Consider the following 20,275-nt stretch of genomic DNA (forward strand, 5'->3'; position numbering starts at 1 on the left):
CCGGTACTCAAGTCTCCGTGCCTTACGCGGCCGCGAGCTTGGCGGCCGAGTCCGCGTCGACGCATGCCTGGATCACCGCGTCGAGTTCGCCGTCCAGGACCTGGTCCAGGTTGTACGACTTGAAGCCGACCCGGTGGTCCGAGATGCGGTTCTCCGGGAAGTTGTACGTGCGGATCTTCTCGGAGCGGTCGACGGTGCGGACCTGGCTGCGTCGGGCGTCGGCGGCTTCCTTCTCCGCCTCCTCCTGCGCCGCGGCGAGCAGCCTGGAGCGCAGGATACGCAGTGCCTGCTCCTTGTTCTGCAGCTGGCTCTTCTCGTTCTGGCAGGAAGCGACCACTCCGGTGGGCAGGTGCGTGATGCGCACGGCGGAGTCCGTGGTGTTGACGGACTGCCCGCCGGGCCCGGAGGAGCGGTAGACGTCGATGCGCAGATCGTTGGGGTTGATCTCGACCTCGACCTCCTCGGCCTCCGGCGTGACCAGCACACCGGCCGCGGAGGTGTGGATCCGGCCCTGCGACTCGGTCGCGGGCACGCGCTGCACGCGGTGCACCCCGCCCTCGTACTTCAGCCGGGCCCAGACGCCCTGACCGGGCTCCGTGGCACCCTGGCCGCCCTTCGTCTTCACGGCGACCTGGACGTCCTTGTAGCCGCCGAGCTCGGACTCGGTGGCGTCGATGATCTCGGTCTTCCAGCCGACGCGCTCGGCGTAGCGCAGGTACATGCGCAGGAGGTCACCGGCGAACAGGGCGGACTCGTCGCCGCCGGCGCCGGCCTTGATCTCCAGGATGACGTCCTTGTCGTCGCTGGGGTCACGGGGGACCAGCAGCAGCCGGAGCTTCTCGGTGAGCTCCTCGCGCTGCTTGTCCAGCTCCTTGACCTCGGCGGCGAAGTCCGGGTCGTCCGCGGCGAGTTCGCGGGCGGTCTCGATGTCGTCGCCCGTCTGCTTCCAGGAGCGGTAGGTGGCGACGATCGGGGTGAGCTCCGCGTAGCGCTTGTTCAGCCTGCGCGCGTTGGCCTGGTCGGCGTGGACCGACGGGTCGGCGAGGCGCTGCTCCAGATCGGCGTGCTCGGCGACGAGTTCCTCGACGGCCTCGAACATCTTTCGGCTCCTGAAATGCGTACGAAGGGAAGTGGCAGGGCGACCAAAAACGCCGGTCCCGGACGCACCCGGGCGGGGGCGCGGCCGTGGACCGGCGAAATGGGGCTCGCTACTTCTTGGAGCCGGCAGCCTTGCCGAAGCGGGCCTCGAAGCGGGCCACACGGCCACCGGTGTCGAGGATCTTCTGCTTGCCCGTGTAGAACGGGTGGCACTCGGAGCAGACCTCGGCACGGATGGCGCCGCTGGTGATGGTGCTACGAGTCGTGAACGACGCGCCACAGGTGCAGCTGACCTGCGTCTCGACGTACTCGGGGTGGATGTCGCGCTTCAAGGGAGTCTCCTAGTTTCGGGAGGGCACCGGGTCGCAGCCGCGGGGATGCGGAGGCGTGAACCGGGACCGACGTACCAGTCTGCCAGGACTGGGCCCATCCCCCAAAACGAGGGGTGACCGCCGGGTATTCCCGGGGCCGGCGCGGAGGGGCCGCGGGCGCTAGCCGGCGCTGACGACGTCCTCCGCCTGGCCGGTGGCGGTTCCCTCGGTGGCCGACTTCGGGATGGCCTTGTCGGCCTTCAGGGCCTTCCAGACCTGCGCCGCCTTCTCCTCCTCGACCAGGACGCGGTTGCCGTCGGCGGGGTCGTACTGGACCGGCATCGTGACCATCGTCATGTTCTTGGGGCTGATGCCCTTCAGACCGTTGACGAAGGAGAGGAGCTTGTTCACCGAGCCGAGGTCGGAGTCGGTGGTGACGGTCTTGGTCGCGGTGTCGGCCAGGTCGTACAGCTTCTTCGGGCTGGTGAACAGGCCGACGTCCTTGACCTGCGCGATCAGCGCCTTGATGAAGGCCTGCTGGAGCTGGATGCGGCCGAGGTCGGAGCCGTCGCCGACGCCGTGGCGGGTACGGACCAGACCGAGGGCCTGTTCGCCGGTCAGCCGGTGGGTGCCGGCCTTGAGGTCGAGGTGGCTGTCCGAGTCGTTGATGTCCTCGGTGGTGGTGATCTCGACGCCGCCGAGTTCGTCGACCAGCTTCTGGAAGCCGCTGAAGTCGACCTCCAGGTAGTGGTCCATGCGCAGGTCGGTGAGGGACTCGACGGTCTTGACGGCGCAGGTGGCCCCGCCGGTGGAGTACGCGGAGTTGAACATGACGCCGCTCGCCGCGTCATGGGTGGTGCCGTCGGTGTCGGTGCACTCGGGGCGGTCGACGATGGTGTCGCGCGGGATGGAGACCACGCCGGCCTTCTTGTGGCCCTGGTAGACGTGCACGATCATCGCGGTGTCGGAGCGGGCGGTTCCGTCGTCCTTGCCGCCGCCGACCTCGCCGTTGGAGCCGGAGCGGGTGTCGGAGCCGAGGACCAGGATGTTCTCGGAACCGTTGTCGACCTTCGTCGGGCGGTCGGTGCCGAGCGCCTGGTCGATGTCGACGCTGTCGAGGTTGCCGTTGAGCTTGAAGTACACGTACCCGGCTCCGGTACCGCCGAGGACGACGATGCCTGCGGCGGTCCAGGCCATGATCCGCAGGCCCTTGCGCTTCTCGCGGGGCTTGCGGCGGTGCCCCTTGGGGGGACGGCTCGGGCCCTCGGGACCGGAGTCCCCGGGTATGGCAGGCCCCTGTGCGCTCTCGGCAGACATGTGCTCCTCGGCTCTCGTCCGGTCGGTTACCCCCAGCTTTCAGGGTCAGGCGTGGTCGGTTGTCCCTACCGCACCATGGTCGCTCCGCCCGGTCAGACGGCGAAACCCGGGAAAGGGTTGCACAACGCGCTGTGGCCGCCCTGTGAAAGGGCGGCCACAGCGCGTGCTGGGTCATAACGGGCAGAGGCCCCGCTCACCTGCGATGTCAGCCGAAGATGTCGTACTGCTTGAAATCGGTGCCGACCGACACCCTTGTGGCGAAGATCTCGCTGGTGGCCTTGCCGGTGCCCTTGTAGAGGTAGAGCGTGCCGCCGGGTGTACGGGCCAGCAGGTCGGCCTTGCCGTCGCCGGTGATGTCACCGATCGCGGCGAGCTTGTCGTAACCCGTGCTGCTCCAGGTACGCACCTTGGTCCGCGCGGCGAAGGGGGCCGAGGCCGAGCCCGTGCCCTTGTACAGGTAGACGGCGCCGTTGCTGCGGGTCCGCGTGATCAGGTCGTTCTTTCCGTCACCGTTGAAGTCACCGTGGCCGACCACCTGGTCGTACTGCTTCCAGCCGGTGCCCGAACCGACCTGGACACGTCCCGAGAAACCGCCGGTGCCGGTGCCCTTGTAGACCCACATCCGGCCGCTGGAGTCGATGCACATCAGGTCGGGCAGGTAGTCGCCGGTGACGTCACCGGGTGCCACGATGCGGTAGCGGCTCCCCCATCCGTCGCGCAGCTTGGAAGTGGCCCAGGAGCCACTGGAAGGCACCCAGTGCTTCCAGAACACGTCCCCGTCGGAACTGCGGCGGACGATCATGTCCTGGAAGCCGTCGCGGTTGAAGTCGCTCTGGAGGATGACGTTGTGGGGCCACCAGCCCCAGGACTGGCGGGCACCGAAGGACGTGCCCTTGGAGTCCTTCTCGTAGCCGGTCTTGGTGGACGCGTTGCGCACCCACAGGTCGGCCTTGTCGTCGAAGCTCAGGTTGGTGTCGTCCACCCGCGGCCAGGCCGCGCCGACGTAGGTGCTGACCTTGGCGAAGACGCTGTAGGCGCCCTTGGCGACACAGTCCTGCACACCCCAGGAGACGACGCCCACGATGCGGTTGTTCACCACGAGCGGGCCGCCGGAGTCGCCGTTGCAGGCGGAGGTGGTGCCGCTGTCGCTGCCGCTGGCGGGCAGGCCCGCGCAGACCATGTGGCTCTTGACGAAGTCGGGGCCGTAGGCACCGGTGCAGGTCGCGTCGGACTGGATCGGCAGGGTGGCCGTCTTCAGCGTCTCGGAGATGTCCTGCGAGGTGGAGCTGGTGCGGCCCCAGCCGTAGACCTTGGCGCTGGTCCCGGCCGCGTAGGAGGCGGTGTCGGTGGACGTCGTCATCCGGATCGGGGTCGCCTTGACCGGGTTGGCCAGGGTGAGCACCGCGATGTCGTTGTCGATCGTCCGCGCGCTGTAGGACGGGTGGTTCCACTGGCGCAGGACGCCGGTGGCGGTGCCGCCGTTGAGGTCCTCGTCGGGCAGCCGGGTGGCGCCGGTGACGACCGCGCCGTACGCGTTCCAGTTGTAGCCCTGGACGCAGTGCGCTGCGGTGAGGATCTTCGTCGGCGAGACCACCGCGCCGCCGCAGAAGAAGCCGAGGTCCCTGGCCTCGTCGTAGTACCAGAGCTGGGCCATCCACGGCGCGCTGGTGATGCTCGTGGTGGAACCGCCGATGATCTTCGCGTCGACCACGGAGGAGCTGCCGTACGAGGACTTCGCGGAGTCCTCCCCGGCGATGTCGTCGGAGGCGACGGCTCCGGCGATGCGCCGCTCCAGCTCGGCGAGCGTCGGGGACCCGGTGCTCGTCATGGCGGGCGGGCTGGGCTGCGCGGGGGCGGCACCGGCCGACGAGGTCAGCAGGGCCGCGCCGACGGCGGCGACCACACCGGCCGCGGCCACGGGCAGGGCGATCCGTATCCGGCGTCTGTGCCGTCCGCCCCCGGACATGGCTGTACCCACGAATGTCCCCCCTCGGGATCACAAGTTCGAAGAGCGAGATCGTACCCCCGGCCCCGGCAACGCAGAGGGCCGCCCCCTTGAACAGGGGGCGGCCCTTACGCCCCAAGGGGCGCGGGGAACTGCGCGATCAGTCGCGGACGGCCCGCGGCCGACGGACGACCCAGAAGGATCCGGGCGACTAGTCGCCGTTTCCGGGCGTCGGCGTCGTCTTCTGGATCTGCATCAGGAACTCGACGTTCGACTTGGTCTGCTTCATCTTGTCGAGCAGCAGCTCGATCGCCTGCTGCTGGTCGAGCGCGTGCAGCACCCGCCGCAGCTTCCAGACCACCGCGAGCTCCTCGTTGCCGAGCAGGATCTCTTCCTTACGGGTACCGGACGCGTCCACGTCCACCGCCGGGAAGATGCGCTTGTCGGCGAGCTTCCGGTCGAGCTTGAGCTCCATGTTGCCGGTGCCCTTGAACTCCTCGAAGATCACCTCGTCCATGCGGGACCCGGTGTCCACCAGCGCGGTGGCGAGGATGGTCAGCGAACCGCCGTCCTCGATGTTGCGGGCCGCACCGAAGAAGCGCTTCGGCGGGTACAGGGCGGTCGAGTCGACACCACCGGACAGGATGCGGCCGGAGGCCGGCGCCGCCAGGTTGTAGGCGCGGCCCAGGCGGGTGATCGAGTCGAGCAGCACGACGACGTCGTGGCCCAGCTCCACCAGACGCTTGGCGCGCTCGATGGCGAGCTCGGCGACCGTGGTGTGGTCCTCGGCCGGGCGGTCGAAGGTCGAGGAGATGACCTCGCCCTTGACCGACCGCTGCATGTCGGTGACCTCTTCCGGACGCTCGTCGACCAGGACGACCATCAGGTGGCACTCGGGGTTGTTGTGGGTGATCGCGTTGGCGATCGCCTGCATGATCATGGTCTTGCCGGTCTTCGGCGGGGCCACGATCAGACCGCGCTGGCCCTTACCGATCGGCGACACGAGGTCGATGATGCGGGTGGTGAGCACGCCCGGGTCCGTCTCCAGACGGAGGCGGTCCTGCGGGTACAGCGGGGTGAGCTTGTTGAACTCCGGGCGGCCACGGCCGTGTTCGGGCGCCATGCCGTTGACGGAGTCCAGGCGGACCAGCGCGTTGAACTTCTCGCGGCGCTCGCCCTCCTTGGGCTGACGGACCGCGCCGGTGACGTGGTCGCCCTTGCGCAGGCCGTTCTTGCGGACCTGGGCGAGGGAGACGTACACGTCGTTCGGGCCGGGCAGGTAGCCGGAGGTCCGGATGAACGCGTAGTTGTCGAGGATGTCGAGGATGCCCGCGACGGGGATCAGCACGTCGTCGTCGGCGACCTGCGGCTCCTGCACCTCGTCGCGCCCGCGACGGCCACGGCGGTCGCGGTAACGGCCGCGACGGCCACGGCGTCCGCCGTCGAAGTCGTCGTCGTCCTGCGGGCCGGTGTTGCGGTCCTGACGGCCGCCGCCCTGCTGCTGACCCTGCTGCTGGCCGCCGCGCTGGCCGCCCTGCTGGTCGTCGCCCTTGCGACGGTCGCCGCGGTCGCCACCGCGGTCACCGCGGTCACGGTCCCGGCCGCGCTCACGGCGGTCGCGGCGACGGCCCTCGCCGCCCTCGGCGTCGCCCTGCGGCTGCGCCGACGCGTCGGCCTTCGACTGCTCGCCCTTGGCCTCGGCGGCGATCGTCTCCGGCGCCGAGGCGGGGGCGCCGGCGTCGGCGGTGGCCCGACGGCGGCGGCGCTCGGCCGGGGCGTCGTCCGCGCCGGACTCGTCCGCGTTCGCCCGGGAACCGGCGGGCTGGCCGGGAATCTCGATCTGCTGCTGCGCCACGGCCTGCTCGGCGGGCGTCTCGGCCTTCGCCGCCTTCTTGGCGGGGGCCTCGTCACCCGTACGGGCCTTGGAGGTGGCCCGGCGCTTCGGCTTGGTCTCGGTGGCCGCCTCGGCGGTCTTGGCCGGGGCACCGCCTCCGGCCTGCGCCTCCTTGATGACCTCGATCAGCTGGCTCTTGCGCATACGCGCGGTGCCCCTGATGCCGAGGCCGGATGCGACCTGCTGCAGCTCGGCCAGCACCATGCCCTCAAGGCCGGTACCGCGGCGCCGCCGGGAGCCGGCACCGGTGGCAGGCGCGGAGGCGTCCGTGGCGGGCGCGGCAGCGGTCTCCTCGACACGTGCGCCCATCAGATCGGTGGTGTCGCTCACGAAGGGTCCTTCCCTGGAGCGGACGTCGGCCTGTCTGGCTCGGCGACCGGTTGTGCTGTCCGGCCTTGGTCCCTGTCGTGGACCGGCCGGGGCGGTGGTCCGCCAAAGCGGCGGAAGAAATAATCGGTGATGGCGCTTCCCAGAGCAGTGACACCGCTTGTCCGTGTCACGTGGCTCGGTCGCACCGGCTCCGGAGCGTGCCCGGCGAGTCGCTCAGTGCTCGTGTACGAGGTACTGCCCGCGTACGTCGTACGGAACACAGTGCGACTTGGGAGGCTCCCGGAAGAATGTCTGTCCCGGACGGGGACACAAAGCACCTCGCCATGGTGGGGTCGGGTGCAGACTTGAGGTTAACACTACCGGATCCAACAAACATTCCCCCTCTCGAAATCCGGCAACCGGACGTATTCAGATGTCGCCGGAAGGAGCGAGCGGCAGCACGCTCGCTCCGCGTGCGTCGAGTTCCAGCCGGTTCGCGGCCCAGCCCCCGCCCGCCAGATCGGCCACCTTGTCGGCACTGTCGGCATCCGCCAGCGCCAGCACGGTGGGTCCCGCCCCGGAGATGACCGCCGGGATCCCGTCGGCCCGCAGCCGCTCCACCAGCGCGGCGCTCTCCGGCATGGCCGGGGCGCGGTACTCCTGGTGCAGCCGGTCCTCGGTGGCGGGCAGCAGCAGCTCGGGGCGCCTGGTCAGGGCCTCGACGAGCAGGGCGGCACGGCCCGCGTTGGTGGCGGCGTCGACATGCGGGACGGTACGCGGGAGCAGACCGCGCGCGGTCTCGGTGAGGACCGGCTTCCCGGGCACGAAAACCACCGGAACGACGGAATCGGCGGGGTCCATCCTGATCGCCCGCGCGGCGCCGGCCTCCATCCAGGAGAGCGTGAAACCGCCGAGCAGACAGGCCGCGACATTGTCGGGGTGGCCCTCGATCTCGGTGGCGAGCTCCAGCAGCGCCGCGTCGTCGAGCCGGGACTCGCCGCCTATGGTCACGGCACGCGCGGCGACGATGCCCGCGCAGATGGCGGCGGAGGAGGAGCCGAGGCCGCGGCCGTGCGGGATGCGGTTGGCGCAGACGATCTCCAGACCGCGGGGCTGTCCGCCCAGCAGGTCGAAGGCGGTGCGCAGCGAGCGGACCAGCAGATGGCTCTCGTCGCGGGGAAGCGTCTCGCTGCCCTCACCCGCGATGTCGATGTGCAGCCCGGAGTCGGCCACCCGGACGACGACGTCGTCGTAGAGCCCCAGCGACAGGCCCAGGGCGTCGAAACCCGGGCCGAGGTTGGCGCTGGTGGCGGGAACGCGCACCCGGACGGCGGCGGCACGGAAGGCGGGACCGGCCATCTTGCGATGACTCTCCTTGAGCTGCGTGATGTGCGTGATGGTCGAAGACACTCGATACGTACGGAAGGACCCTCGGGCCGTGGAGACGGCGCGGCGCCGGATGCTCGGGCATATGCGGCGGGCGGGTTCGGTACAGCGTATCGAAGGAAGGTTCTGTGGCGACATAGGGCGCACAGGAGGCGCACGATGCGTGTCGTAAGCCCCCCGTGCACCCCTGTGCCGGGGCGGTCAGGCCAGGCCGAGCCGCTCCGCGGCGGTCGCCGCGTCGACGGGGACGGTGACCGGCTGCGGGGCGCCGGCGACGGCCCAGTCCGGGTCCTTCAGACCGTTGCCGGTCACGGTGCAGACGATCCGCTGGCCCGGGTCGACCAGGCCCTGGTCGGCGGCCTTCAGCAGACCGGCGACGGACGCGGCCGACGCCGGCTCCACGAAGACGCCCTCCTGGGCGGCCAACAGCCGGTAGGCGCGCAGGATCTCACGGTCCGTCACCTCGTCGATCCGGCCGCCGGACTCGTCCCGGGCGTTGAGCGCGAACTGCCAGGAGGCGGGGTTGCCGATCCGGATGGCGGTGGCGATGGTCGACGGGTCCTTGACGACCTCGCCGCGCACGATGGGCGCGGAGCCGGAGGCCTGGAAGCCCCACATGCGCGGGGTCCGCTTCGAGACACCGTCGGCCGCGTACTCGGTGTAACCCTTCCAGTACGCGGTGATGTTGCCGGCGTTGCCGACCGGCAGGACGTGGATGTCGGGGGCGTCGCCCAGCATGTCCACGATCTCGAAGGCGGCCGTCTTCTGGCCCTCGATACGTACCGGGTTGACCGAATTGACCAGCGCCACGGGGTAGTTGTCGCTCAGCGAGCGGGCGAGCGTGAGGCAGTCGTCGAAGTTCCCGTCGACCTGGAGGATCTTCGCGCCGTGCACCAGGGCCTGGCCCATCTTGCCGAGCGCGATCTTGCCCTGCGGCACCAGAACGGCCGAAACCATACCCGCGCGTACCGCGTAGGCGGCGGCGGACGCCGAGGTGTTGCCGGTGGAGGCGCAGATGACGGCCTTCGCGCCCTCCTCCTTGGCCCGCGTGATGGCCATGGTCATGCCGCGGTCCTTGAAGGAACCGGTGGGGTTGGCGCCCTCCACCTTGAGGTGGACCTCGCAGCCCGTGCGCTCGGAGAGCACCTGCGCGGGCACGAGCGGCGTACCGCCCTCGCGCAGCGTCACGACCCGCGTGGTCTCCGAAACCGGCAGCCGGTCCCGGTACTCCTCGATGATTCCGCGCCACTGGTGAGTCATTGCTGGTTACTCTCCTTCGACCCGCATGATGCTGGCGACACCACGCACGGTGTCGAGCTTGCGCAGCGCCTCGACGGTGCCGCCGAGGGCCGCGTCGGACGCACGGTGCGTCACTACGACGAGGGACGCCTCGCCGTCCTTGCCCTGCTGCCGGACGGTGTCGATGCTGACCCCGTGCTCGGCGAAGACGGTCGCCACCTGGGCGAGCACACCCGGCTTGTCGGCGACGTCGAGGCTGATGTGGTAGCGCGTGATGACATCGCCCATGCCCGAGACGGGCAGCGCGGCGTAGGCGGACTCGCCGGGTCCGGTGGTGCCGCTGAGCCGGTTGCGGCAGACGGCGACGAGGTCGCCGAGGACGGCGGAGGCGGTCGGGGCGCCGCCCGCGCCGGGACCGTAGAACATGAGCTGGCCGGAGGCGTCGGACTCGACGAACACCGCGTTGTACGCGCCGCGCACGGAGGCGAGGGGGTGGCTCAGCGGGATCATCGCGGGGTGCACGCGCGCGGTGACGGAGGCGCCGTCCCCGGCCCGCTCGCAGATGGCGAGCAGTTTGATGGTGCAGCCCATGCCCTTGGCGGAGGCGAAGTCGGCCGCGGTCACCTCGGTCATGCCCTCGCGGTAGACGTCGTCGAGGCGCACCCGGGTGTGGAAGGCGATGCCGGCGAGGATCGCGGCCTTGGCGGCGGCGTCGAAGCCCTCGACGTCGGCGGTGGGGTCGGCCTCGGCGTACCCGAGGGCGGTGGCCTCGTCGAGGGCCTCCTGGTAGCCGGCGCCCGTGGAGTCCATCTTGTCGAGGATGAAGTTGGTGGTGCCGTTGACGATGCCGAGCACCCGGTTGACCTTGTCCCCGGCGAGGGACTCGCGCAGCGGGCGGATCAGCGGGATGGCGCCGGCGACGGCGGCCTCGTAGTAGAGGTCCTTGCCGTGGGCCTCGGCCACCCCGTGCAGGTTGGCGCCGTCCTGGGCGAGGAGGGCCTTGTTGGCGGAGACGACGGAGGCGCCGTGCTCGAAGGCGGTGGTGATGAGGGAGCGGGCGGGCTCGATCCCGCCGATGACCTCGACGACCACGTCGATGTCGCCGCGTTTGACGAGCGCGGTGGCGTCGGTGGTGATCAGCTCGCGCGGGATGCCCTCGCGCACCTTGTCGGGCCGCCGCACCGCGACGCCGGCCAGCTCCACGGGGGCGCCGATGCGGGCGGCGAGGTCGTCGGCGTGCGTCGTCATGATGCGCGCCACCTCTGAGCCGACCACTCCACAGCCCAGCAGCGCCACCTTCAGCGGACGCGTACGCATCATCCGACCTCGTTTCCTTTACCTTCTGCGGTGGGACCAGTCTCACTCACCGGACCGGAGTTTCTGCCCCCGGTCCGGATCGTGAGATGTCTATTTCATTATGTTGGCAGGCCGGGACGGAAAATCTTCCGCCCGGCCCTCGTCGCCCGGTCGGCCCGGACTCATCCGACGTCGAGACGCAGGAGGTCCTCCTCCGTCTCCCGCCGGACGATCACCCGGGCCTCGCCCTCGTGCACGGCCACCACCGGGGGCCGGAGCACGTGGTTGTAGTTGCTGGCCATCGAACGGCAGTAGGCGCCCGTCGCCGGTACGGCGATCAGGTCGCCCGGTGCCAGGTCGGACGGCAGGAACGCGTCCCGCACCACGATGTCCCCGCTCTCGCAGTGCTTGCCGACGACGCGCGCGAGCATCGGCTCGGCGTCGGAGGTGCGGGAGACCAGGGCCACGCTGTACTCGGCGTCGTAGAGCGCGGTGCGGATGTTGTCGGACATGCCGCCGTCGACGGAGACATAGGTGCGCAGCCCGTCGAGGGGCTTGAGGGTGCCGACCTCGTACAGGGTGAACGCGGTCGGGCCGACGATGGCGCGGCCGGGCTCCACGGAGATCCGGGGCGTGCGCAGCTTCGCCGACTCGCACTCCCTGGTGACGATCTCGGTGAGGGCCTTGGCGATCTCGTGCGGCTCCCGCGGGTCGTCGTCGCTGGTGTAGGCGATGCCGAGCCCGCCGCCGAGATCGATCTCGGGCAGCTCGACCCCGTGCTCGTCCCGGATGTCCTTGAGCAGCCCGACGACCCGGTGGGCGGCGACCTCGAACCCGCTCATGTCGAAGATCTGCGAGCCGATGTGGGAGTGGATGCCGATGAGTTCGAGCCCGTCGAGCTGGAGGGCCCGGCGCACGGCCTCCGCGGCCTGTCCGCCGGCCAGCGGGATGCCGAACTTCTGGTCCTCGTGCGCGGTGGCGATGAACTCGTGGGTGTGGGCCTCGACGCCGACGGTGATCCGGATCTGCACGCGCTGGCGCCGGCCCAGCTCACGGGCGATGTGCGCGACGCGGACGATCTCCTGGAAGGAGTCGAGGACGATCCGCCCGACCCCGGCCCGCACGGCCCGCTCGATCTCCTCGGGCGACTTGTTGTTGCCGTGGAAGGCGATGCGGTCGGCGGGCATCCCGGCGGACAGTGCCGTGGCCAGCTCGCCGCCGGAGCACACGTCCAGGTTGAGCCCCTCCTCGTGCAGCCAGCGCACGACGGCCCGGGACAGGAACGCCTTGCCCGCGTAGAAGACGTCGGCCTCGGTGCCGAAGGCGGAGCGCCAGGCCCGCGCGCGGGCCCGGAAGTCGGCCTCGTCGACGACGTAGGCGGGGGTGCCGAACTCCTCGGCGATCCGGTTCACGTCGATCCCGCCGACGGTGACCACGCCGTCCTCGCCGCGGCCGACGGTCTGGGCCCACACCTTCGCGTCGAGGGCGTTGAGGTCGGCCGGCGGACCGGAGTAGTGCCCCTCGGGGAGGACATCGGCGTGACGGGGCCCGGCGGGGTGTGCGGAACGGCTCATGACTGTGGTGGCTTCCTCAGAGGTGTTCGGGTGCGTCGATGCCGAGCAGGGTCAGGCCACCGGCCAGCACCGCCCCGGCGGCTTCGGCGAGCGCGAGCCGGGCGCGGTGGGCGGCCGAGGGTTTCTCGGCACCGCGCGGCAGCACGGCGGGCAGCAGGACGAGCACGGCATCGGCGACGTCGACGAGGTGCCGGGCCAGCCGGTCGGGAGCGCGGTGCGCGGCGGCGGCCGCGAGGATACGGGGGTGGTCGGCGAGGGCGGTGACGAGGGGGCCGGGGGTGTGCGGGGCGGTGGGCTCCGCCGTGGATCCGAGGTCGGTGGCGTCGCGGGCGCCGTCGTCCGGGCGGTCGGCGCCCCAGTCTCCCGCGTCCCGCGGACCACCGGAGGTGAAGCCGAGGTCGGCGGCGTTGCGGGTGAGGGCGCGGGTGCGGGCGTGGGCGTAGCGGACCCGGAAGAGGGGGTTGGTCTCGCGCTGGACGAGGTGCTCGTCGGTGATACGGGGCCGGTCGTGGGCGGCGGGGTGCAGCAGCGCCCAGCGGCCGGCGTCGCGCCCGAGCGGACACGGATCGGAGGGGGCGGGCACGGGACGTACGTTGACGTCGAGCGGCGCGGGGGCCCCGGGCCGCCCGTAAGCGTCGACGCGCACACCGAGCACGTCCTCCCAGTCGGCCTCCGGCCGCCCCTCACAGCTGCCGCGCACCAGCGCACCCTGGGACCGCAGCAACCGGGCCACGACGTCCATCACCACGACGGCCCGCACCTCGCGCGGACAGTGCAACTGCACGACGTCCCCGCCGGCACCGTCCACATGCCCGTACCGCGGTCCGCGCCGCAGGATCTCCTCCACGAGGGCGCCGGGCGCGCTGCCGAGCAGACTGAAGTTGATGAACCCGGGCCCGGTGACGACGACATCGGCGACGCCGTCCGCCCCGACCAGATGGGGCCGGAGGATCTCGGCGACCCGTCGCGGGGGCTGCCCGGCCGGCCCGGCCAGCTGAAGGGCGACATTGGTGGCGTAGTCACCGCACCCACCAGGCCCCGGCGCGGTCACGACCACCCGCTCCGGCACGGCGACATGCAGTTCCCCGTCGTCGACAGCACGACGCACCGCGCGCAGCACGGTACGGGAGAGCTCGACGGGGGTCACGGGACAAGCGTAGGGGAGAAGGGGGGTGGGTAAGCGAGCGGGTTTGGGCGATGGTCCGGCATATGGACGGTGAGACGAGACACCTCACCGGTAGCGGGGGTCGCCGCTCCGGTAGCGGGGGTCGCCGCTACGGAACCGGCGAGGAAGTGCCTGCGGGGAAGCTCCACCCCCGCCACCGGATCAGCCCCCGCCCCGCCCCGCGTCACCGGCCCCCGCCCGAGCACCGAGAGCGCCCCGACTCCGCCCCATCAGTTCCTTTACGAGGCTGACGAGTTCGGCGGGCTCGAAGGGCTTGGCGAGAAAGGCATCGACGCCGACGTCCACACCACTGTCCACCTCGTACTGCGTACAGGCACTGACGATGGCGAGGGGCAGGTCCCGGGTCCGGGGATCGGCACGGAGCCGCGCCGCGGTGCGCAGCCCGTCCAGCCGGGGCATGACGACATCCAGCGTGACGACGTCCGGACGCACCTGATGAACGACTTCCAGACACTCGGCACCATCGGCCGCGGTCACGACCTCGAGGCCCTCCAGCTCGAGATTGACCCTGATCAACTGCCGGATGACCTTGTTGTCGTCCACAACAAGCACCCGGCCCGATGCACCTGGCACAACTCGAGAGTAGGTCCGGACCGGCCACCGCGTCCGGGTTTTGCCCACTTCCACCCTGTGCGGGCGACCCACCCCCCGTAAACGGGTTCCTGAACACCCCGGCTGAGCTGGTAGGGTTCTACCCGTCGCCGCCAAGCAAGGCAGCGGACACGCCCCCGTAGCTCAGGGGATAGAGCAACGGCCTCCGGAGCCGTGTGCGCAGGTTCGAATCCTGCCGGGGGCACCTTGTAGTAGGTGCCCAAAGACCCCGCCGTCAGCGAGTTCGCTGAGGACGGGGTCTTCGTGTGTTTGGTGCCGTTCGGCAGTGGTCACCCTGTGCGGCGGGGCAGGAGTGCGGGGGTTGTGAGGAGTAGGGCGCCTGCCAGGGCTATTGCTGTGCGGGGGGATGTGAGGGTCGCCAGGGTGCCCCAGGCCGCTGTGAGTAGGGCTGTGGTGGCCTTTGTTGTTACCGACCAGGCTGTGAGGGTGCGGGCGGCCCTGGTCGGGTGGGTGTGTTCCAGGCGGAAGGTCGCGCTGACGGGGTTGAAGAGGGCGCAGTGGAAGACGAGTGCGAACTGGGTGGCGACGACCAGGAGGAGGCCCGTTGTGCCGGGGCCGATGAAGGCCAGGGCCAGGGGCCAGGGGGTGCGTAGGGCTCCGGCCGCGAGCAGGGTTCTGTGCCGGCCGAAGCGGGTCGTCAGGGGGCGGACCAGGCGGGCGCCCAGGAGGCCGCCGGCTGCCGGGGCGGCGAAGGCCAGGCCGTACTGCCAGGGCGTGAAGCCGAGAGGGCCCAGCATCAGGACGGCCAACAGAGGTTGCGTGGCCATGACCAGGCCGTTGAAGAGGGCCGTGTTGAGGAGCAGGGCGCGTAGGGGTGGGGACTGGAAGGTGTGGCGCCAGCCGTCCAGGAGGGTGCGGGGGGCGAGGGTTACGGGGAGCGGGTGTTCGGGGGTTGAGTCGTGGGTGGCCTTGCCTCGGAGGAGCAGGGCCGAGAGGAGGTGGCTGAGGGCGTCCGCCGTTACGGTTGCCACCGGGCCCAGCAGGCCGATCGCCGCTCCGCCCAGGGGTGGGCCGACGAGGGTGGTCGTCCATGTCGTCGATTCGAGGCGGGTGTTGGCCGTCAGTAGGTGCTCGCCTGGTGGGAGCAGGGACTTCAGGTAGGCGCCGGACGCCGCTCGGAAGGTGATGTCCCCCGCCGCCATCGTGATCGCGACCAGGAGGAGTTGGGTGAAGGTGAGTGCCTCCAGGGCGTAGGCCGCGGGGATCGTGAGCAGTGCCGCTGCCCGTGTCAGGTCCATCGTGATCAGTACGCGGCGCTTTCGGCGGAACTCCACCCAGGGGCCCAGCGGGACCGCCACCGCCGCTCCCACCGCGGCGCCGGCCGACGCCAGTGCGGCGACCTCCGCCGGGCCGGAGTGCAGCACCTGGACCGCGATCAGCGGGAACGCCCCGAAGGCCAGCCAGGTGCCGAGCGCGCTCGTGGCGTACGCGGCCCAGAGGCGGCCGAAGCGTGGGCCCAGCGTGCCGCCGAGGAGGTGCCCGAGACGGTCACTGTCCTTCACTGCCTCGCCTCTTCGCCTCGGACATCGCCGTCCAGTCATCAAAGCGGGCTCGTCCCGTTCGGATCAAACAACCCGGGTGGCGGGTGGCACAACCGCTGGTTGTGTTCCTAGGCTGCCGACATGGATCTCGATACCGTCCGGACGTTTGTCGCCGTTGTCGACGCCGGTCGTTTTCAGGAGGCCGCGGACGCGCTCGGGGTCACTCAACAGGCCGTCTCCAAGCGCATTGCCGCCCTGGAGCGTCACCTCGGCGTCCGGCTGTTCACCCGGACCCCGCGTGGCGCCGAACTCACCATCGACGGACAGGCGTTCCTTCCTCACGCCCGGGAGTTGTTGAGTGTCGCCGAGCGGGCGGTCGGGTCGGTGCGGCCCGACCGGCGTCCGCTCCGTGTCGACGTCATCGCCTCACGTGTCGCGCCCTCGGGTCTGATGCGGGACTTCCACCGCACGCACCCCACCGTCGACCTCGATGTCGTCATGCTGGTCGACTTCCGGGACGCCCTCTCCGCGCTCCGGTCCGGTGCCATCGACGCCACCTTCCGCGCGGTCGGAGCGCCGGGGCTGCCCCTCCCCCAGGACATCGAGCACGTCCGGGTGCTCGACGAGCCGCTCCAGCTGCTGACCGGTCCGGCCCACGCGCTGGCGGGCGCGAGGTCGGTGGCTCTCGGGCGGCTCGCCGGGCACCGGATCTGGATGCCGGGCCTCGCCCCCGGTACCGAGTGGACGGCCTACTACGACTCCCTGGGCGCCGACTTCGGGCTGCTCATCGAGGCGACCGGGCCCAACTTCGGCTCCGACGCGCTCCTGGACACCGTCGCCGACACCCCCGCCCTGGCCACCTTCATGGGCGAGCTGACCCGGCTCGTCTGGCCCGCCGGCTACGGGCTGAGGCGCATTCCGGTGACCGGGCCGACGCCCGTCTACCCGCATTCCTTGCTCTGGCACCGCGACAACCCGCACCCCGCGCTGGCCGTTCTTCGTGCCCATCTCGTGGAGAGGGGGGCCGCGCAGGACAGGTCCGGGTCCGGGGCCACCTGGATTCCGGGCTGGGCGCAAGGGTGACGCATCGGTGGTGTGTGCGGCGCGCGCGGCGCCTGCTGTGCGCGCTCAGGCCGTGCGCTTTCGGGTCGACGACGTCTTCTTCGTCGCCGTCTTCTTCGACGCCGCCTTCTTCGCCGTACTCGACTTCTTCGCGGCCGTCTTCTTCGCGGTGCTCTTCGTCGTGGAGGCGTTCTTCGTCGTGGAGGCGGTCTTCTTCGCCGCCGTCTTCCGGGCCGTGGAGGTGGACTTCTTGCCCTGGGTCTCCTTCGGCGTCGCCCGGGACGACGTGCGCTGCCGGAGGCTGGTGACCTCGGCGGGCTCCTCGCCGCGGGACTCCTTCGCGGCCCGGACGCTCTTCTCCAGCGCCGCCATGAGGTCCAGGACCTTGCCGCCGGTGGCGGGTTCGGGGAGTTCCGGCGGGGTCTCGCCGGCCGCCTTCGCCGCGATGACCTCCTCCACCGCCTCCCGGTACTCGTCGTGGAGGTCCTCCAGGTCGACCTCGCCGAGGGTGTCCATCAGGGCGTCGGCCAGGTCGAGTTCCTTGTCGCGGACGGTCACGTCCGTGTCGGGCGCGACACCCTCGGGCGCGCGGACCTCGTCCGGCCAGAGCAGGCCGTGCATGGCGATGGCGTCACCGACCACCCTGAGCATGCCCAGGCGTTCCCTGCCACGGAGGGCGAACTTGGCTATCGCGACCTTGTTGCTGCGCTTGAGTGCCTCGCGGAGCAGGGTGTACGGCTTCGCCGCCGGGGCGCCGCTCGCCGCGAGGTAGTACGCGGCGTCCATCTGGAGCGGGTCGATCCGGTCGGCCGGGACGAAGGCCACGATCTCGATCGTCTTCGCCGTCGGGAGGGGCAGCTGAGCCAGGTCCTCGTCGGTGATCTCGATGATCGTGCCGTCCGCGTCCTCGTAGCCCTTGCCGATCTCGGACTGGGTGACCTCGCGGTCCTCCAGTTCGCAGAACTTCCGGTACCGGATCCGGCCGCCGTCCTCCGCGTGGATCTGACGGAAGGAGATCGAGTGGCTCTCGGTGGCGTTCACCACCTTGATGGGGATGCTGACCAGGCCGAACGAGATGGCGCCGTTCCAGATCGATCGCACGTGCAGCACCCTTTCAGCCGGTCTGCGTGGAACTACATATTTTCGTCCGGGTTCCGTGGGATTCTCATCGTATGACGCCGATCACAGAGGTGGAGGGGCGACGGCTCGCGCTCAGCAACCTGGAGAAGGTGCTGTATCCGGCGACCGGATTCACCAAGGGCGAGGTGCTGCACTACTACGCCACGACCGCCGCGGTCCTGCTGCCCCATCTGCGGGACCGGCCGCTCTCCTTCCTGCGCTACCCCGACGGGCCGGACGGTCAGGTCTTCTTCACCAAGAACGTGCCGCCGGGTACGCCCGACTGGGTCACGACCGCCGAGGTCGCCCGCTCGGAGGGGCCCGCCCGGATGGTGCTCGTGCAGGATCTGCCGAGTCTGATGTGGGCGGCGAACCTGGTGGCGGAGTTCCACACCCACCAGTGGGTGGCGCAGGCGCCCGAGGCCGCCGACCGGCTGGTCCTGGATCTGGACCCCGGCGCGCCCGCGACGGTCGTGGAGTGCTGCGAGGTCGCGCTGTGGCTCCGGGAGCGGCTCGCGGAGGACGGCATCGAGGCGCTGGTGAAGACGTCGGGATCCAAGGGGCTGCATCTCCTGGCCGCGGTGCGGGACTCCTCTCCCGACCAGGTGTCGGAGTACGCCAAGGAGCTGGCGTTGGCGGCCGAGCGGGCGCTGCCACGGCTCGCCCTGCACCGGATGACCCGGAGCCTGCGGCCCGGGAAGGTCTTCGTGGACTGGAGCCAGAACGCGGCCCGCAAGACCACGGCCGCCCCGTACACCCTGCGCGCCCGGCCCGAGCCCTGGGTCTCCGCGCCGGTCACCTGGGCGGAGGTGGAGCGGTGCGGCTCCCCCGGGCAGCTGGCCTTCACCGCGCCGGACCTGGGCGCCCGCATCCAGGAGTACGGCGACCTGCTGGCCCCTCTCCTGGACCCGGACCGGGCGGGCACGCTGCCGTCGCTCTGACCGCGACCGGGGGCCGGCTCGGGACGCGCGTCCCAGCGCCCCAGCGCCCTACACTCGGTCCCAGATCCGGCGGTCCCGTGCCATCGCGTGCAGGGCCTGCACGTCCGCCGGTTTGAGTACGCCGCCCTCCCGGGCCAGTTCGACGAGGTCCGTGTCCTGGAGGACGCGTACCTCGCGGAGCGGTCCGGTGACCGTGACGTCCGCCGGACCGGCCAGGGCCAGCACCGGGCGGACCTCGGCGGTCAGCGCGTAGGACGCGCGGTCGGCGTCGGCACGGACCAGGCGCAGCAGGGGCTGCGGCGCCCGGCGGGCCACCGCGACCATCGGGTCCGCCACCCTGACCCGCTGCTTGCGGGCGTACAGGGCGCGGACCGCGAACAGTCCCGCCGGCCCGATCGCCAGGTGGTGGACACGGGCGCCGCCGGGCAGCGGGACGGAGTGCAGGGTGTGCCAGCCGGCGCCGTCGAGCCGGTCCAGGGCCTCCCCCACCGTCTGCTCGGCGGTGAGCGCCCGGCGCCTGGGGTCGGCGCGCAGGCGGCGGGACGGCGCCGGCTCCCGGTCCAGAGCGATCAGCAGCGCCTCGCCGGGCCGGTTGGGGGCGAGGTCGTCGTCCGGGTGGAGGCTCAGCCGGGCGAGTTCGGCCGGGGTCGGCACCGGCGGCGGGCCGACGGTCACCTGGCCCGTCAGGAAGGGGCGCAGGACCTCCAGCACGTCCTCCCGGCGCTCGTCGCTGAGCAGGTTGACCCGGGCCGCCTCACGGTCGTACCACGCGATGTTCCTGCCGTCCCCGAGGCAGACGTACAGCCGCTCCTGGCCGTGGCGCCGGGTCGGCACGACACGTAGTCCGCTCATGCACCATCACCCCTTTGACCATGGGAACAGGCGGGGTGCTCCAGGGGCAAGAAGTTGGTTACCTTTGAGAGGAGTTGGCCGGGAAGTCGCGGGAGGCGCCCATTGCGTAACCACGGAGATCAGCCCGACGTTCCGGCCCCGGACACTCCGTGGGACGAGATCGCGCCCGGCCTGTGGATGGGTGGTCACGAGTTCCGTACGGTGTCGGGGCGGCTGGAGTTCGCCGTCGTGCGGGACGAGTTCGATCTCGTGCAGACGCTGCTGCGGCTGCCGGGGCACGGTCCGGACCGGCAGGTGGAGCACCAGGTGTGGCCCATCCCGGACGGGCCGCTGGACGGGACCCAGCTCGCGGGCGTCATCCGGCTGGCCGAGGCCGCCGCCGACGCGCTCGACGCGGGCCGCTCGGTGCTGGTGCGCTGCTTCCACGGGTACAACCGCTCGGGTCTGGTCGTGGCCCAGACGCTGGTACGGCGGGGCCACTCGGCGGAGGAGGCGATCCGGCTGATACGGTCCCGGCGCTCACCCTGGGCCCTGCACAATGACCTCTTCGTCGAGTATCTGCGCGCGGGGCTCTCCACCGCGCGCCTGCTGGAGGAGCTCACCGAGTGAGCACTCCGGCCCAACCGGGTGGGCAAAACGGACTTACCCAAGAA

17 protein-coding genes and 1 tRNA gene are annotated in these 20,275 nt (G+C 71.0%); 4 read left to right on the forward strand and 14 right to left on the reverse strand.

Annotation, left to right across the window (positions count from 1 at the left end; translation table 11 throughout):
* Positions 1 to 22: 22 nt before the first annotated feature.
* From prfA to AB0E07_RS26865, 11 genes are all read right to left on the reverse strand, one after another.
* Complete coding sequence (gene prfA / locus AB0E07_RS26815) at positions 23 to 1,099, reverse strand: peptide chain release factor 1 (protein ID WP_362257254.1); 1,077 nt, start codon at positions 1,097 to 1,099, stop codon at positions 23 to 25.
* Positions 1,100 to 1,208: 109 nt separating this feature from the next.
* Positions 1,209 to 1,430 (reverse strand): 50S ribosomal protein L31, encoded by a 222-nt coding sequence (gene rpmE, locus AB0E07_RS26820; protein ID WP_362257257.1) that lies wholly within the window; start codon positions 1,428 to 1,430, stop codon positions 1,209 to 1,211.
* Between the two features lie 159 nt (positions 1,431 to 1,589).
* Positions 1,590 to 2,726: an LCP family protein gene (locus tag AB0E07_RS26825; RefSeq protein ID WP_362257260.1), complete on the reverse strand. Its 1,137-nt coding sequence runs from the start codon at positions 2,724 to 2,726 to the stop codon at positions 1,590 to 1,592.
* Positions 2,727 to 2,931: 205 nt separating this feature from the next.
* A complete protein-coding gene (locus AB0E07_RS26830) occupies positions 2,932 to 4,692 on the reverse strand; it encodes a trypsin-like serine protease (RefSeq protein ID WP_362257354.1) in 1,761 nt (586 codons plus the stop codon).
* A gap of 190 nt (positions 4,693 to 4,882) precedes the next feature.
* The gene (gene rho, locus AB0E07_RS26835; RefSeq protein ID WP_362257263.1) at positions 4,883 to 6,895 is read right to left on the reverse strand and encodes a transcription termination factor Rho; all 2,013 of its coding nucleotides are present in this window, start codon (positions 6,893 to 6,895) and stop codon (positions 4,883 to 4,885) included.
* A 408-nt stretch (positions 6,896 to 7,303) separates the two neighbouring features.
* A complete protein-coding gene (thrB, locus tag AB0E07_RS26840; RefSeq protein WP_362257357.1) occupies positions 7,304 to 8,233 on the reverse strand; it encodes a homoserine kinase in 930 nt (309 codons plus the stop codon).
* A 228-nt stretch (positions 8,234 to 8,461) separates the two neighbouring features.
* Complete coding sequence (gene thrC / locus AB0E07_RS26845; protein ID WP_362257265.1) at positions 8,462 to 9,520, reverse strand: threonine synthase; 1,059 nt, start codon at positions 9,518 to 9,520, stop codon at positions 8,462 to 8,464.
* A 6-nt stretch (positions 9,521 to 9,526) separates the two neighbouring features.
* Complete coding sequence (locus tag AB0E07_RS26850) at positions 9,527 to 10,819, reverse strand: homoserine dehydrogenase (protein ID WP_362257268.1); 1,293 nt, start codon at positions 10,817 to 10,819, stop codon at positions 9,527 to 9,529.
* Between the two features lie 158 nt (positions 10,820 to 10,977).
* Positions 10,978 to 12,369: a diaminopimelate decarboxylase gene (lysA, locus tag AB0E07_RS26855; RefSeq protein WP_362257271.1), complete on the reverse strand. Its 1,392-nt coding sequence runs from the start codon at positions 12,367 to 12,369 to the stop codon at positions 10,978 to 10,980.
* Between the two features lie 16 nt (positions 12,370 to 12,385).
* Entirely contained in the window at positions 12,386 to 13,516 is a 1,131-nt protein-coding gene (nrtL, locus tag AB0E07_RS26860) for an ArgS-related anticodon-binding protein NrtL (protein WP_362257274.1), read from the reverse strand.
* 180 nt (positions 13,517 to 13,696) lie between these two features.
* A complete protein-coding gene (locus tag AB0E07_RS26865; RefSeq protein WP_362257277.1) occupies positions 13,697 to 14,176 on the reverse strand; it encodes a response regulator in 480 nt (159 codons plus the stop codon).
* Positions 14,177 to 14,279: 103 nt separating this feature from the next.
* Between AB0E07_RS26865 and AB0E07_RS26870 the strand changes: the two genes are divergently transcribed.
* Positions 14,280 to 14,351 (forward strand) — tRNA-Arg (locus tag AB0E07_RS26870).
* 85 nt (positions 14,352 to 14,436) lie between these two features.
* On the opposite strand, the gene AB0E07_RS26875 is transcribed toward AB0E07_RS26870, so the two are convergent.
* Positions 14,437 to 15,669: an MFS transporter gene (locus tag AB0E07_RS26875; RefSeq protein ID WP_362257280.1), complete on the reverse strand. Its 1,233-nt coding sequence runs from the start codon at positions 15,667 to 15,669 to the stop codon at positions 14,437 to 14,439.
* A gap of 120 nt (positions 15,670 to 15,789) precedes the next feature.
* On the opposite strand from AB0E07_RS26875, the gene AB0E07_RS26880 reads away from it, so the two are divergent.
* Positions 15,790 to 16,731: a LysR family transcriptional regulator gene (locus AB0E07_RS26880; RefSeq protein WP_362257282.1), complete on the forward strand. Its 942-nt coding sequence runs from the start codon at positions 15,790 to 15,792 to the stop codon at positions 16,729 to 16,731.
* Positions 16,732 to 16,776: 45 nt separating this feature from the next.
* On the opposite strand, the gene AB0E07_RS26885 is transcribed toward AB0E07_RS26880, so the two are convergent.
* A complete protein-coding gene (locus tag AB0E07_RS26885; protein ID WP_362257285.1) occupies positions 16,777 to 17,820 on the reverse strand; it encodes a Ku protein in 1,044 nt (347 codons plus the stop codon).
* Positions 17,821 to 17,882: 62 nt separating this feature from the next.
* Between AB0E07_RS26885 and ligD the strand changes: the two genes are divergently transcribed.
* On the forward strand, positions 17,883 to 18,770 hold the full coding sequence (gene ligD / locus AB0E07_RS26890) for a non-homologous end-joining DNA ligase (protein ID WP_362257288.1): 888 nt from the start codon (positions 17,883 to 17,885) through the stop codon (positions 18,768 to 18,770).
* 48 nt (positions 18,771 to 18,818) lie between these two features.
* Here ligD and AB0E07_RS26895 read toward each other — a convergent pair whose 3' ends face one another.
* On the reverse strand, positions 18,819 to 19,622 hold the full coding sequence (locus AB0E07_RS26895; RefSeq protein WP_362257292.1) for a nuclease-related domain-containing protein: 804 nt from the start codon (positions 19,620 to 19,622) through the stop codon (positions 18,819 to 18,821).
* Positions 19,623 to 19,799: 177 nt separating this feature from the next.
* Between AB0E07_RS26895 and AB0E07_RS26900 the strand changes: the two genes are divergently transcribed.
* The gene (locus AB0E07_RS26900; protein ID WP_362257359.1) at positions 19,800 to 20,231 is read left to right on the forward strand and encodes a dual specificity protein phosphatase family protein; all 432 of its coding nucleotides are present in this window, start codon (positions 19,800 to 19,802) and stop codon (positions 20,229 to 20,231) included.
* Positions 20,232 to 20,275: the final 44 nt, after the last annotated feature.

The organism is Streptomyces sp. NPDC048002, assembly GCF_040653275.1.
GTDB lineage: Bacteria > Actinomycetota > Actinomycetes > Streptomycetales > Streptomycetaceae > Streptomyces.